Source organism: Cyclobacterium sediminis, from assembly GCF_054781075.1.
Window position 1 is genome coordinate 197,164 of the sequence record NZ_BAAGVC010000010.1, and the last position, 15,351, is coordinate 212,514.

Annotated in this window: 9 protein-coding genes; 2 read left to right on the top strand and 7 right to left on the bottom strand. The window is 40.0% G+C overall.

Annotation, left to right across the window (positions count from 1 at the left end):
- Positions 1-7: 7 nt before the first annotated feature.
- From ACYVHJ_RS12270 to ACYVHJ_RS12295, 6 genes are all read right to left on the bottom strand, one after another.
- The gene (locus ACYVHJ_RS12270) at positions 8-1,834 is read right to left on the bottom strand and encodes an FAD-dependent oxidoreductase (RefSeq protein WP_460515156.1); all 1,827 of its coding nucleotides are present in this window, start codon (positions 1,832-1,834) and stop codon (positions 8-10) included.
- An 11-nt stretch (positions 1,835-1,845) separates the two neighbouring features.
- Positions 1,846-2,928 carry a hypothetical protein gene (locus ACYVHJ_RS12275; RefSeq protein WP_460515158.1) on the bottom strand — a complete coding sequence of 361 codons (1,083 nt, stop codon included), beginning with the start codon at positions 2,926-2,928 and terminating at the stop codon, positions 1,846-1,848.
- A 38-nt stretch (positions 2,929-2,966) separates the two neighbouring features.
- Entirely contained in the window at positions 2,967-5,456 is a 2,490-nt protein-coding gene (locus ACYVHJ_RS12280) for a hypothetical protein (protein ID WP_460515160.1), read from the bottom strand.
- Positions 5,457-5,483: 27 nt separating this feature from the next.
- The gene (locus tag ACYVHJ_RS12285) at positions 5,484-6,878 is read right to left on the bottom strand and encodes an alkaline phosphatase family protein (protein WP_460515162.1); all 1,395 of its coding nucleotides are present in this window, start codon (positions 6,876-6,878) and stop codon (positions 5,484-5,486) included.
- Positions 6,879-6,990: 112 nt separating this feature from the next.
- Complete coding sequence (locus tag ACYVHJ_RS12290; RefSeq protein WP_460515164.1) at positions 6,991-8,679, bottom strand: RagB/SusD family nutrient uptake outer membrane protein; 1,689 nt, start codon at positions 8,677-8,679, stop codon at positions 6,991-6,993.
- Between the two features lie 12 nt (positions 8,680-8,691).
- The gene (locus ACYVHJ_RS12295) at positions 8,692-11,742 is read right to left on the bottom strand and encodes a SusC/RagA family TonB-linked outer membrane protein (RefSeq protein WP_460515166.1); all 3,051 of its coding nucleotides are present in this window, start codon (positions 11,740-11,742) and stop codon (positions 8,692-8,694) included.
- A 268-nt stretch (positions 11,743-12,010) separates the two neighbouring features.
- On the opposite strand from ACYVHJ_RS12295, the gene ACYVHJ_RS12300 reads away from it, so the two are divergent.
- Together ACYVHJ_RS12300 and ACYVHJ_RS12305 are read left to right on the top strand one after the other, a co-directional pair.
- On the top strand, positions 12,011-12,265 hold the full coding sequence (locus tag ACYVHJ_RS12300) for a LacI family DNA-binding transcriptional regulator (RefSeq protein WP_460515168.1): 255 nt from the start codon (positions 12,011-12,013) through the stop codon (positions 12,263-12,265).
- 27 nt (positions 12,266-12,292) lie between these two features.
- Positions 12,293-13,024: a LacI family DNA-binding transcriptional regulator gene (locus ACYVHJ_RS12305; protein ID WP_460515170.1), complete on the top strand. Its 732-nt coding sequence runs from the start codon at positions 12,293-12,295 to the stop codon at positions 13,022-13,024.
- Positions 13,025-14,135: 1,111 nt separating this feature from the next.
- Here ACYVHJ_RS12305 and ACYVHJ_RS12310 read toward each other — a convergent pair.
- Complete coding sequence (locus ACYVHJ_RS12310) at positions 14,136-15,296, bottom strand: hypothetical protein (protein ID WP_460515172.1); 1,161 nt, start codon at positions 15,294-15,296, stop codon at positions 14,136-14,138.
- Positions 15,297-15,351 lie beyond the last annotated feature (55 nt).

Here is a 15,351-nt window from a genome sequence, read left to right on the forward strand (position 1 = left end):
ACTAGACTTATTTATTGGGCAATGTCGGATAAGTATAAATATTTAAAGGAGATTCGATAATACCCATGAATTCTTCCAAGTGCCTGTTATACACTTCCCTTGGACTGGCGTTGTTTCTTTTGGCTACATAAGCTGCATAGCCTACTGCTTCGCCCATCATTCCACAGGTACGCATTACTCGAGTACTACCAAATGCTACATGTGTGGTACTGATATTTCTTCCGGCCATGTACAAATTATCAATGTTTCTTGAGTACAAGCAGCGGTAAGGAATGGTGTAAGGTTTAACCCTTATATGTTTGGTCGCAGCAAAAAACTCTTCCCCTTCAAAGTATTTGCTATTTTTCGCATCGGGAAAATGTAGGTCAATGGTCCATGTAGCTGTTACACTTCCATCCGGATACATCACTCCATCTTGGATGTCCATCTGGGTCAATACATGGTCTCCCATTAATCGTCTTGATTCTCTTTTACCTCCAATATAGGAAACCCAAGCCAGTTCATGATTTTTGTACTTGTCCCCTTTCTGATTTTTAAGGTAAGACCAATTGCCATAAATCGCTCTTAGGTTGTGATCCCTGATTTGTTCGGCTTCATAAATGGTATTAAAATTGCCAAATCCTGTCTCCCATTGCCAATCTGATTGATGTTCATCGATGTGATATTCATCAGAAAACGGAAGAGCCCAAGGGGTTTCAGGAAAGTCAGAAGAATAATCTTTTTCCACAGAGGCCCATAAATTAGAGGTTCCCAAGGTGAAATCATCAGCGGTTTCAGCTGCCAGTGATTCTCCGGTTTCTTCTTTACTTTCACGTCCCATTCTATATTCTGCTCCTGCAAGGAACCCCAGCGTACCATCTCCGGTACAGTCTGAGAAATAGGTGCCTTCAAATCGGTATTCTTGATTGGTAGCAATATCACGACCGATCACCGCTTTGATGCTATTTCCATCCATTTCCACTTCATAGACATGGGTATTGAGATGGAGTGAGATATTGGGCTCTGCCTTTACAATTTGCTCCTTCCTATCGTCTCCATATCTTTTTTCATCAGGATTTCCATTGCCCGGATCCCCGTTGTCTAATTCCCTGACAATTCTCCCTAATTTAGGGTAATGGTTGACATCCACTCTACCCATAAGGTGTACCCTGATTTCAGAACTGTTATTTCCTCCTAATACAGGTCTATTTTGCACCAAAGCTACTTTTAAGCCCATTCTGGCGGCAGAAATTGCTGCTGTTGTACCTGCCATTCCTCCACCTACAACTACCAAATCAAATTTCCCTATTTCCTCAGGTCCATCGGTCAATCCCAACAATTCCTTACGAAGGGTCAAGAGCTTTTCGTTGTCATTGGTAGGCTTGTCTGCCTCGGAGGTAGAGAAATAAATGGCGTCAAACCTTCCATTAAAGCCGGAAAGATCCTTGGCTGTTAAGGAATTCTCTCCTTGCTTCATTTCTACTTCCCCTGCATAATACCAGTCCCAATCAACAATCCCACTTTGACCAAATACCTGATCGATCTCTTTTTCATTAATAGCCAACTTAAAGGCGCCGGGACCTGTAGGATATGGGGCCCAGTCTTTGGTCCTAACCCACATATGGTAAGTCCCTCCCTTTTCAAAATTCACCTTTGTGCTTGCATCTTCTACCACACGCCCCATTCCATGTGCCATAAGGTAAGAACTGTATAAAACATCAAAGGACTGCTGATCAATTACCCAGCCCCCAGTATTTTCAAATGATTCTGCTTCTACAAGTAGTCTGTCCTGGGCTTGTAGATTGATTTGGGTAAAGGCCAGCAGAAGGCCAAACATCCATAGAATACGTTTCATTTTAGGTTTATTTATTTAGTGTTCAGTTGTTTTTTTATTCTTTTATCCAATTTTTCTTGGTTGAGCAACAGTTCTTTCAAACCTTCCTCCCATATTCCATCCTTTATATAGTCTAAAAGCTGATACTGTTGTGATTTACTAAGATTTAACTGGTTTTTTAATACCGAATAAATCATTTTTTGCTGAGCCGGATTGCCTTCTTTCATCCCTAATAACAATTTGCTTTGGATTTCCGGATACAATTTTAAAGTATTGAATTTGTCAAGTATCTTCATTTGTAACCTATAGGGGCTTTTCTCCAGGGTTTCCCAAAGCCAAATTTGGCGATCTAAAGTGGAAAAAATTTCCATAGGCAGTACCTTAATTAAATAAGATCCCAGAAAAATATTGTCTCCAAGCAATACATCAAGCATAGCTGTGGATAGTGTATTGTCCTTGTAGAGATTCTTCTCAATTACCTTTTCAATGGCCCAATATTGATACGGATAATGGCCACTTTCAAGAAATTGGACCAATAAGACTTTTGAATAAAGCTCCTCTGTATGGGCCTTAATCTTATCTACCATTTCCCCATGGGCCAAATGCCATAATGTATAACAAGAATAAACAGCCCCGTCAATCACTTCATTTTTTATCGTTTTGAGAGTAGCTCCAGTCACAGCATCCACCCCATTTGCAGCTATAGTTTGTGTGCTTCCCACCAACTCTTCTATTTTATAATCCTTAAGAAGCGACCTTTCATTGCTAAGAATCTCCTGCAACTTATCATGGTCGTCATCATCAAAGGGTATATGGTCCAATTTGGTTAACAACTCCCCTTCCGGAACTTCATATTTTTGATAATTTCCCAAGAGGTCCCAATAGAAGTCGATATAAACCGGATAACATTCATTGGTGTGACAAACAGGTGTGAAAATTTCTGCCATATACCCTTCTGCCTGTCCAAGCTCATTTTCAAGCAAATACATGTCATAGCGCAAAGAATCTGTTTGCAAACTTTCAATCAAAGTCTTCTTAACGGGCTTTTCACGCTCATGTAAGCCTACAAGACTTATCGTAACAATCAACAGGATTAAACCTCTGGTCAAATTCATTAAATATTATTCAAGTTTAGGTGTTTTCCTTTTATTTGTTATTTGTAAGTAAATTGTGCACTTGCTTTACAATCTTGGTCACCAACCAATCTTACCCACCTGGCTTCAATTCCTTCAGGAAATTGTTCCACATGTGTTTCGCCTGCAGGTACGGTTACCTCTTTATAATCCATCCAAGGTCCATGACCTATTGGTTCCATTTGAATTGTAAATGTTACGGCCTCTTTGGCATCATGACGCAGCTCTAGTGTACGCTTGTCATAAAATGCAAACAAATAGGGGTCGGATGGTTCACCGGTTTTAATATCAGAATTTGCCCACGGTCCGCCTTTTCCTACAGGTTTTCCCAATTGCCAAAGATCATCAATTGCTCCGGTCCAAACAGCTACTTCGCCATCGTCAGACACCACTATATGTTCATTAGAACTAGCAGCTTCCGGATTAACACCGGTTAGCAGCAGCATCCCTCTAAAAGAAGCATAATCATTGATTTTCAATTGATGGGAAGCCACAGGTCTGATTTTTGCGTATCCATCTGCATTTTCAGCAGGCAATTCATAGAAAGTACCATGGCAATTGAACAAATCTCTTTCGGTAGCCACTTCTCTGTCAATTCTAAGGTTACCGGCTAAGGAAGGTTCTGTGTACCTGTCATCTCCCTTAGGTAAACGCCACCTTCTACCCTTGTCATCAATGATCAAAACTGAAGCTTCGTCTACTTCAAACACATTTTTAGGAATCTGAAAATTGTCATTGATAAACTGCTGGGTAGTGGGATCATCCACTTTTACCAATTGAAATTTATCGTCCATTTCATAATAGCCAATATCGGTGGGCTGACCATCTTGATAGGATTTGGCAACCAGACCTAACTTTCTGCGATCATCTCCTAGCCCATACAAAAATCCTCCGGTAAAATCATTCTTTTCTATCGTATTGACCCCTTCGAAAATCCCTGTTTGCATTGCTTTTCTATCATCAGGATTGGAAAAGGCCATATGGGCAGTAACTGTAGTATTTTGCTTGGCTGTCAAACGTATCCATTCTCCTTTGGTGGTCTTGTCAAAATAAAGCCTGGCACTTTCTCCGGCTTCAATCTCTTCCTCCTTAAGCATTCTCCAGTTGCCATCTCCTTTAGCATCCATTTCAATGACAAAACTCACTTTGGTTTTTCCCTCATTGTTAATCCAAAGATTTCTGTTTTCCCAACCGGCAAATAACATGGGATCAGAGGGAGTATTTGCCTTCACCTCTTCATTCAGCCACAGGGCACCATTGGCTGTATTTGGGCCTAGTGCATCAGGCAAATCCATGTCACCAAACCAAAGGTTAGAATTGGATTGTCCGGGGCCCTGTATATTCCCTTTGGCGCTTCTTTTATTTAAAAACTCCTTATTGGCAGAATCATCGGTTCCAAATACCAACCCATCTTTCCAACGGGTAAAATCTCCAATCACTTTCAGGTAAGCCGATCTCGGCCTAATTCCCGCAGTATTACCCTCTTGAAAACTTTCGGGAAATCTCCAAAACATACCATGCATGGTCATAAGGTAATCCGGTTCACCTTCTTTTCCAACATTTCGAATTCTTGGCCACTCGGTATTCCATCCATGGGCTCCATCATAACTGTGACTGGCTTTTGGCAAGCGATAAAAAGACCAACCTTTTTCAGCATCCCTAGCAGCAAGAATTACTGACTTGTGATCCCAACCTGTAGCCCAAATTGGATCTGTGGCCGGGTTTTCATTGCCATAAATGCCTCCGGGACCGGTAACTTCTACAAATTGATTTCTACGAACAAGTTTCCAATCCTCTCCATCCCATTCAGAAAGCGAACCTGCTTCTATGTCAAATTGCTTTTGAGCCAAACCTCCGGACTCTCCATTGTTGGAATAAACCGTTACCCCTTGACCTGAATAATACCCCTTGCCATGGGCTCCTTTAAGGAGGCTTCCTGCAGGGTTGGCATCAGTGTCATTCTTTTTTTTGTTGGTTACATTTCCATCTTCATAGAACTGTTTAACAGAAAGGTCATGCACATCCACCTCATAAAAGCCTTCTTCCATACTGGCATAGTAGATTTTATTGGCCGGGTCTGTCAGGTGTCTGGCATTCCCAGTATGCCTACCCGGCATAGCTGTATAGGGTATGGTCCTTACTTCTCCATTTTTCCCTATTGCATACGGGCCTATAAACAATTGCTCCGTTTCTTTGTGAATCATACGATTGGCCGGAGTGCCCCCTATACTCTCAGGCCGGATGTTCATATTCAAGTCTTGATCTATCTCATAAAGTTTATCAGAGGAGCCAAATGGCAAATGAGGCCCATATGTGATTACCCAAAGCTTGTCCGCCCAAGGAACCACGGCGCCTGTCCCACATTCCCCTTCATTATTATAATAAGCTAAATGTGGGTAAATACCACTAATGGATCGATGTTTATCAGCGCTTTCGGCCTCTTCTTGTTGACAGGCTGAAGTCGCCAAAATCATTAGCGATAACAAATACAGAAATCTATTTTTTTTCATTTCAACTATTTTGATTCTGAAGTTAAATTACTTTTTTAACACCTTACTTTTATGTGCCTCGATAAGTTCTTTGGCAGCAATAACTTTTGCTTGAATTTTCGATGAACCGATCAGATTGTTTTCTTCCAATGGGTCCTTTATTTGATCATAAAACTCTTGAAAAATAACTGTTTCCAAGCTACTGTTTTCAAAGGTTTCAATATAACGAAAATCTTTGTTGATTACTGTTAAATTCGGCAAAGCTCCGCCATAAGTACCTAACCCCTCGTATACAAAAGATTCCCTCCAATCTACAGGTTCTTTCTTTAAAAGTGGGAATAGGCTTTCACCGTGTAAGTTTTCCGGTAACTGAATGCCTGCCAATTCCAATATAGTTGGAGCAATATCAATATTGACTACCAAATGATCTAAATCCGTTGGTTTTAAATCAGGGCCAATTACAAAAAGGGGTACTTGGGTGGATGGTTGATAGGGCAATACTTTACTTGTAAAGCCATGTTCACCTAACATCCAACCATTGTCACTCATAAAAAACACATAAGTATTTTCATTCAAACCAAGCTCTTCTATTGTTTCAAACAGCAAGCTGAGATAATCATCCATTTCAGTAATTACTGAATAATAATCCAAGGTATGTTTTTGAATAGCCAGGCTATCCGGATACCCATATGCTTTTGCTTGGCTACGGTTTCTTACAGATTTAAGGTATTCCGGCTTTCCTGAAAGATCATCTAGGCGGCTTTTGGCAACAGGCATTTCCGAAACCCGGTATTTTCTTTTGGTCTCCTTTCGGGCATCCCAAATTAAATCTCCATTCATATGTGGCAATTGGGTATTGTGGAAAAGGAAAAATGGCGTTTCTTTTTTAGCTGCATGCTTAATAAAATCCACTGCCCGTTCAGCACAATAAAGGTCGCAGTGTCTCTCTACCTTCTTTATGTCACCCTCATCATTTATGGTTCTGCCATAATAGGTGCCATTGCCTTTAAAGAAAACAGAAAAATCAAACCCCAAGGTTTTAGGCTCTTTTCCAAGATGCCATTTACCCGACATTCCTGTATGGTACCCTGCTTCTCTCAAATATTCGGCGACCGTTAATTCACCCTCATTTAAATCACTTCCTAGCTCTAGCACTCCGTTGGCACTGCCATATCTTCCCGTTAATAGGGCTGCTCTACTGGGGCTACACAAGGAAAACACCACATTGGCCTGATTGAATCGTACAGCCTTTTCTGCCATTTGGTTTAACATTGGGGTGATGATATATCGGTTTCCATTAGCCCCGAGCCCATCAAATCTCAAATCATCTGTATATATAAAGATGATATTTGGTTTTTTCCCATTAGTCTCAGATTGGCCAATACCAAGATAAGGTAGCAATACCCAGGCAACTACCACTAAAGGATGTATATACTTTTTCATTCCACAGGTATTAATTGATCCGCCAAAAATCTTTCCAAGAATGAATTTAGCATTTGTAAATGATCCGGTCGGGAAACCTTAATTCACCCGACCGGAATTCAATATATTTTAATTAATACCCTGGGTTTTGTTCCAAGTTACTATTAATCAAGATCTCTTTTGAAGGGATAGGCCAAAGGTATTGTTTGGGTGCCTCAAATTGTCTGATGGCAAGTCGTTTTACCAAGCCTGCTTCATACATTGGAGACAAGTCTGCCACGCCATCTTCATCAATCTCAGGTGTCATCGGGAAAAACCATAGGTCTTGATCGATCACTTTATCCTTTAATTCTGCCACGTCCAGCATACCATAAACATCTCTATTGAGCACTTTTTCAGCAATTTTCCATCGAATGATGTCACTGTACCTGACACCTTCAAAACCAAATTCCATTCTTCTTTCAGTTCTAAGTATTGTTCTTAAAGCTGCTTGATCGGTGGTGGTAATCTCCGGGTATTGGGTTACCTCTCCCTTGTCCACACCATAAGCCCTAGCACGGACTGCGTTCATGGCATCATGCACACTTGCATCTATCTCTCCCAATTCAATTTTTGCCTCAGCATACATTAACAATACATCTGCATAGCGCATTAATATTTCATCATTCTCTGCTTGATAATTCAATAACCAATCTTCATCCACTCCTTTCTTCCTGAGCAAACCATTGAATGAAGCAAAAGCTGCTACAGATCGTGTGTCATTATTGGTTTGGTAGCTTCCGGTATTGAAATTCATCACCTGAATGGTATCCGGATGCGGCTGATACGTGAAATTCAAATGCCGAGATTGAAAAGGTACAATTGTAGCAGCACACCTTGGATCCCTATTTTCAAAAGGGTTTCTAGGGTCATATAAAGGGGATTCATCTATAGGCAAGCCATCTGTACATAAGTAAGCATGAAACAGGTCCCAAGAAGGGGCAAAAGCGCCACCCCAGCCTCCAACATTTCTGGGCAGGTAATTTCTTACACTCCAGGTTACATTCAGCGATCGAGACCTTGGCATGGCAAAAATTACTTCACTCGGATTTCTTGTACTAGTAAGAAACAATTCCTCATAATCGGGATACAATTCATGAACACCCAGGTCCATACAGGCTTTTGCTGCATCCCTAGCTATGGCAAAATCGCCCATCTGCAAGGCAAATCTCGCCTTCATGGCATAAGCTGCACCTTTAGTGGCCAATTTATTTTCTGAAGAACCATAAGATTCGGGAAGCATACTAGCTGCAATGTCAAAATCCTGATAGACCGCTTCCTTTACTGTATTTTTGTCGGTCCTTCCCATGGTGAAAGCCTCTTCCAAACTTAAGATATCTGTAGAGTAAATGACATCCCCAAAGTAAAAAACTAGCTCTCCATACTTAGCAGCCCTAACAAAATGCGCATTTCCCTTGAACTTGTCAATGGTGGCTTGAGGAACTGTTCCTTGGATTTTGTCCATGTTTAACAATAAAGTGTTAGACCGGGCTATAACTTTATAGGTATTGGCCCAAAGTGTATTTAAGGTCCCCCACTCTCCATTTATTGTGGCATTGGTCACAGGGGTCAAGGCTTCCCTATTGGTAAAGTCATCCGTCCAGCTATCTTCATAGCCTTGCCAAAATACACTTCTAAATATATCGTTAACTGACATTTCAACTTCTGTGGCATTGGAATACCAGGCTTCACTCGAACCTTCTGATAATGGATTCAAGTCTAGATCAGCACAGCCCACCATTCCTACCAAAAGCGTGGAATATAATATTGATTTTAATTTCATGGTAAAGTTGGTTTAAAATTGAACAGAAACACCCATTAGAAAAGAAGAGGTAATCGGATAACCTGTGGTAGAAACTTCCGGATCCCATCCTTTGGGATAATTATCAAGCGTTAACAAATCTGTTGCATTGCCATAAACCCTAATATTTTGCATGCCCAACTTTTCTGCTATGGTAGTAGGAAGGGTGTATCCCAAGGAAATGTTTTTCAACCTGAAATAGGCACCATTGATCAGCCAAAAATCAGACATGGTATAGTTATTTGAACGGCTATTTCGGGTAAGTCTAGGATAACTCACAGTCTCATTTTCTGCCAAAGTATTGTAAGTACTCCAGTAATTACCATCTAGAATTTGAGGCACAGATCCCCAGTTTTCATAGATCGGTTCCACCATCAATCCTGACAAGCGACTATTTTGTTTTCCCACTCCTTGAATCACAAGACCGAAATCAAAGTTTCTAAAATCCAACTGTATATTACCTCCATACAATAACCTTGGCATGCTACCTCCCAACAAAGTCCTGTCATATTCAGGACTAATTTTTCCATCAGGTTCTCCATTCGGACCGCTGATGTCTAGGTATTTTACATCTCCCGGCCCTACATTGGCATTCATTACCGGAGAATTGTCCACCTCTTCTTGGGTTTGGTACAAACCCTGGGAAACATAACCATACCATTCATCGAATTCTGATCCTTGTTTCCTAACTTGACTTCCTAAGAATTGGATCCCACCAAGATCTCCCATCACTGATTTGAAATCCGAAAGGTTAAAGCTCACACTGTATCCCAACTCATTGATATCATCCGCCCAGCCAAGGTCAAATTCCCAGCCTTTGGTGTTCATTTTACCTGTGTTTTGGTCAGGGTTATCAAAACCGATATAATCAGGAATCTCTAATGGCAAGAGCATATCACTGGTAGTCTTTTCAAAATACTCAGCTGAAAGTCTCAATCGATAATTCAAAAAGTTTGCATCAAAACCTATATTATAGGATGAAGTCTTTTCCCAAGAAATATTAGGAATGGCATATTGCCACTGTGCAGAAGACTGAGATGAAACCACATTGGAACCTTGATGAAACAAAACGTTGCTAAACCCTATGGTTGACTGATAAGGGTAATTACCAATTCGTTCGTTACCTAAAGTACCATAAGAACCTCTCAACTTAAGAAAGGAAATGGCCTCATTGCTTTTCAAAAAGTCTTCCTCAGACAGTACCCAACCTGCTGAGAAGGAAGGGAAGGAACCCCAGCGATAATCTCTGGCAAAGCGAGAGGAGGCATCGTAACGTAAGTTTCCTTGGATAAAATATTTACTGTCATAGTTGTAGGAAAACCTTCCAAACCAAGAATTGTAAGCATTTTCATAAGCATTTCCTCCATTGTTTCTATATTCCAATGGCCCCAAGTTCAGGTAAGGGTAGTTGTCCAATAAAAACTGATCTCTAGAGGCAGAAAGGTTTTCATAAAAAGCTTGAAAACTTTCGTTTCCTGCCAAGACATTCAAGGTATGTTTGCCAAAAACTTTGTCATAATTTAACAGCAACTGGGTAGTCAACTGGTAATTGTCATTCCTACTCTCACCTAAATAAGTAGAATTGGCCCACTGAAGATTTCCTAAAGTAACTGTAGGATCATCCCATGCAGTATAACTTACTTTTTTCTGGAAATTTTTCCCCTTGTTAAAACCAAAATTAGGGGAAGCGATGGCAGATATTTTTAAACCTTTGGCAATTTCATAATTTAACCCTAATCGACCACCCACTTGGTTTTCCCAATTTTGCCGAGAACCGCCATACTTTAACTGGCCGTAAATGTTTGCTCCGGTTTTTCCTTCAGCAACCCTGCCATCCTGCCATTCTGCAGCATAAACCGGTGCTGAAATATTCATCATATAGATGGGATCCATACTTGGCTGATTCAAAATCTCTCTCCTAAGAAAAATATCTGCTGTAAAGCCAAGTTTCTTCGTGATATTTCCATCCGTATTTACCCTGGCAGTAAATCTTTCAAAGGTCCTTCCTTCATACAAAGCATCAAATTTGTCATAAACAAAAGAGGCTTTGGTACGGATAGCATCTGTTCCTCCCGAAATATCCAATGAATGTCGTTGTCTGGGCGCACTTTTCTTCAGAATCAAACCTACCCAATCTGTATTGGGGTACAAATCCGGATTGGAGGCATTCAACTCCATATAGTTGTCAACCATATCCTTGGGGTATAAGGGATACTCGTTGCCATCATTCCCGTTGTCATTCCATCTCAATTCATTTACCATCTCCATATACCGGGTTACATTCACATATTCCGGTATTCTAGTAGGTACTTCTGTACCATATTCAAAATTATAATTCAGGCTCAACTCACCCTTTTTGGCCCTCTTTGTCGTTACCAAAATCACACCGGCAGCGGCCCTTGATCCATAAATAGACGCTGAAGCTGCATCTTTTAGCACTGAAATATTTTCAATATCATTGGGATTGATATGGTCTATACTGTTTACAGGAACTCCATCCATAATGATCAGTGGGTTACTATCCCCAATGGTTGTAATTCCACGAATTCGGATATTGGCGGAAGAGCCGGGTGCACTGTTACTACGGGTTACCATTACGCCGGAAACCTGACCCTGTAAAGCTTGAGATACAGTGGCTGTTCTTCTATTGGCCAGGTCTCGACCACCTACAGTAGCGACAGCACCGGTTAAGTCAGATTTTTTCTGTGTACCATAGCCCACTACCACCACTTCTCCAAGATCAGAGATCTCAGATTCAAGCTTGACATCAATATTGTCTTGGTTTCCTACAGTCACTTCCTGATTTTTAAAGCCTAGAAAGGAGAAAACCAGTACAGATTGCGCGTTTGGCACACTCAATTTGTAGTTGCCATCAATATCTGTCACAGTTCCTTGACTGGTTCCTTTCACCAGGATACTTACTCCGGGTACGGGCAAATCCGAATCATCTGTGACCGTACCTTTTACTTGCACGGATTGTGCATAAGATTCCCCGAAACCTAACAATAAAGCAAGGCATAGGAATAAAAGTAGTTTTCTTTTCATTTTGGGTTTATTTTAAGTTAAAATACCAAAGTTATACGACCCATAGGGGTCAAAATTAAATTCTAAACTACGCAAATTTACCAATCATTATAATAGATTTTTTAACGTAAATTAATTTTTTATACTGCAAACGTTTTCGATAACGTTATCATTTAGGAAATGAGCAATAAAAGCTTACTTTTATTAAAAAATAGTAAATTGGCTTTTATCCAGAATTAGTATTATTAGTTAGTTTATTTTTACAGTTTATAATCAAGCCCAAAATTTTATGTCCAAACCCATTACCATAAAAGATATTGCCAAAAAATTAAATGTATCCGTTGCCACGGTGTCAAGAGCTTTAAGAGGTTCCACTGAAATAAAGAAAGAAACAAAAATGGCTGTTCTTGAGATGGCCAAAGAAATGGACTATCATCCTAACCTCCTTGCAAGTAGCCTTAGCAGCAAAAAATCCAAGATTATAGGTGTAGTGGTCCCAACAATCAACCGTTACTTCTGGTCCAATTCGATTTCAGGAATTTAAAACATTGCTTATAGTAAAGGATATAAAGTGATGATTTTTCAATCTGGAGAATCCTTTACCAAGGAAGCCGAAATTGTAGAAACACTAGCCAATAGCAAGGTGGATGGCATTATCATAGCTTTCTCTAAAGAAACAAAGAATTTTATTCATGTTCAGGATGTAATTAATAGAGGAATTCCGGTGGTAATGTTGGAAAGAACTTGCAAAAATTTAACCGCATCCAAAGTACGGACTGACGATAAAAACGGTGCCTATACCATCACAAAACATTTGATTAGTAAAGGAAGAAAAAATATTGCGTATATCTGTGGTCCATTGTCCTTGGATGTATGTCGGGATAGGCAAAAAGGTTTTCAAGATGCCTTGAAAGAAGCCGCACTTCCATATAAGGAAGAATATGTTGTGGAAGTAGAAGATTTTAGATTTGACCAAGCCGGCAGGGCATTGGAAAAACTATGGGGTTTGCAAATAAAACCAGACGGTATCCTTTGTTTTGCCGATATTCTGGCCATTGGCACTATTCATGCTGCGGAAAATCTAGGGATAAAAATACCTGATCAGCTATCTATTGCAGGTTTTGGAGACGATGAAACCAGTCGCTTTATACGGCCTGCCATCACAACTATGTCCCAACCTTCTTTTGAAATGGGAGAATTGGCTGCTCAAATCATTTTGGAGGAGATCCAACTTTTGGGAGAGCCCCACCCAATCCGGTCTGAAATTATTAAGCCACAGATTATTATTAGGGAGAGTACCTGAATTATGTATATATTTTCTCGCAAAGGTACAGTGGCGCTAAGGAAAAAATAATTCTCGCTAAGACGCTGAGACGCAAAGCTGATAAGGATACTTTTAGGATAATATTTTTATTAAAGGGTAAAAAACATTTCTTTGAGACTTTGCGACTCTGCGTGAAACTCTTTCCGGAAAACGAATGCGTTCATTTTTATTTTCTCGCTAAGACGCTGAGACGTTAAGAAAAATGAACTCTCGCTAAGGCGCTGAGACGCTAAGGACAGAATTTATCATATTTTGAATATTTTGCCTTTGATCAGTTATTTTAAGGTTATATTTCATTTAAAAAGTAAAAAAAATCTCTGCGACTTTGCGGCTCTGCGTGCAATTCATTCCTGAAAACGGATGCGTCCTATTTATTTGCTCGCTCAAGCGCTGAGTCGTTAAGAAAAAAGTATTCTCGCTAAGACGCCAAGGCGCAAAGGTTGAAATGTACCTTATTTTGTGTACTTGTGCCTTTGATCAGTTATTTTAAGGTTTTATTTTAATTAAAGAGTAATAAAAAATTCTTTGCGACTTTGCGGCTCTGCGTGACACTCTTTCCGGAAAACGAATGCGTCCCTGTTTATTTGCTCGCTAAGGCGCTGAGACGCTAAGAAAAAAGAATTCTCGCTAAGGCGCCAAGACGCAAAGGAAAGAATTTATCATATTTTGAATACTTGTGCCTTTGATCAGTTATTTTAGGGTTTTAATTTATTTAAAGAGTTAAAATAATTCTTTGCGACTTTGCGGCTCTGCGTGAAACTCTTTCCGGAAAACGAATGCGTCCTATTGATTTGCTCGCTAAGGCGCTGAGACGCTAAGAAAAAAGAATTCTCGCTAAGGCGCCAAGACGCAAAGGAAAGAATTTATCATATTTTGAATACTTGTGCCTTTGATCAGTTATTTTAGGGTTTTAATTTATTTAAAGAGTAATAAAAAATTCTTTGCGACTTTGCGGCTCTGCGTGAAACTCTTTCCTGAAAACGAATGCGTCCTATTGATTTGCTCGCTAAGGCGCCAAGACGCAAAGGGGGCATTTCTTTGCGACTTTGCGGCTTTGCGAGATCTGTTTAAATTTTCTAATTGATCCAATCTACTCAACAACCTTCAAACCCACCCGAAACACCCGGAAATAATCCTTTTCCACTTCTTCATCAGGCTTTTCCATCATCCAGAGTTCACCGCTCCGGACCAACATGCTTTGGGCCAACATTCCTTTTGTGTCGAAATCACTGACCAAATGTCCTAGTGAGTCCAGGATAGCAATCCGGGATGGATATTTTTCACGCATCTTTTGCCGAAAATCCCTTGATTCCTCAGGTAATTTATTAGTAGATAATTCCATTAAGTCCATTTCATTATAACCTTGAGAATATGCCACAACAAAAGGTCCATCTATTCTCTTAATATTATCTATTTTCCCCGAAGTTTCCCATAAACTAAGATCAATTACATAACGATCCGTCCCTTTATAATTTTGGTAGCAAGGTAAATCGAGCGGAATACTTGAAACCAACGAATATGGATGGTAGCTCTGATATAAGTATATGACCGGCTCTACACCAAAGGCTACATATATCAGATCATCTGATACAGAAAATGCCGGTGTCCAGGAATCTCTAAAAAAGTACTTTCCACTTCTGAATATGCTGTTCTCTGGAAATTGAATTAAAGGTTTCTTTACCCCTGTGTCTGGATCTAGCAAATTCATGAGATTCATTTTCTCGTACACATTTATACTACTGTAATCCAAGTGTTGGGATCCCTGATCTACATATAGATACTTATCCCCCAATTTTTCCATCCCAAAACCCATAGCTTTTCTAGTAAAGTTTGGAGCTTGAAATTCTTTGAGTTTGATCCGTGATTGAAGTTTTCCTCTAAAATCATACCTCAAAAAACCATTATAGCCGTATGCAATAAATGAACTGTCTCTGTCAATCCTTAAAGTAGACATAAGGCCTCCATAACTATCCGGTACATCTCTCATCTTGGAAAACGAAGTACGGAGTTGCCCCTCAAAATTGGCTAGAAAGATCTCCTCCGAAAATTCCCGATGCTCCATAAAAAGAACTGTTTCGGTTACTGGATCTATATCATGTACAGTGGGGTTTCCCAAATAGTCAATTTTAATACTGTCAAGTTTTTCAAAAGTGATCGATTTAAGGCTGGTTTCGCCACTGTCCTGAACCTCCTTTTTTCCGCAGGAATACATACAGAGCAATAAAAGAAGGAAGGTTCTCAGATTTTTCATGGCAATTAGGGGTATTAAAGATTCAAGAAAGCCTGAAATAAAATTAATGACAATC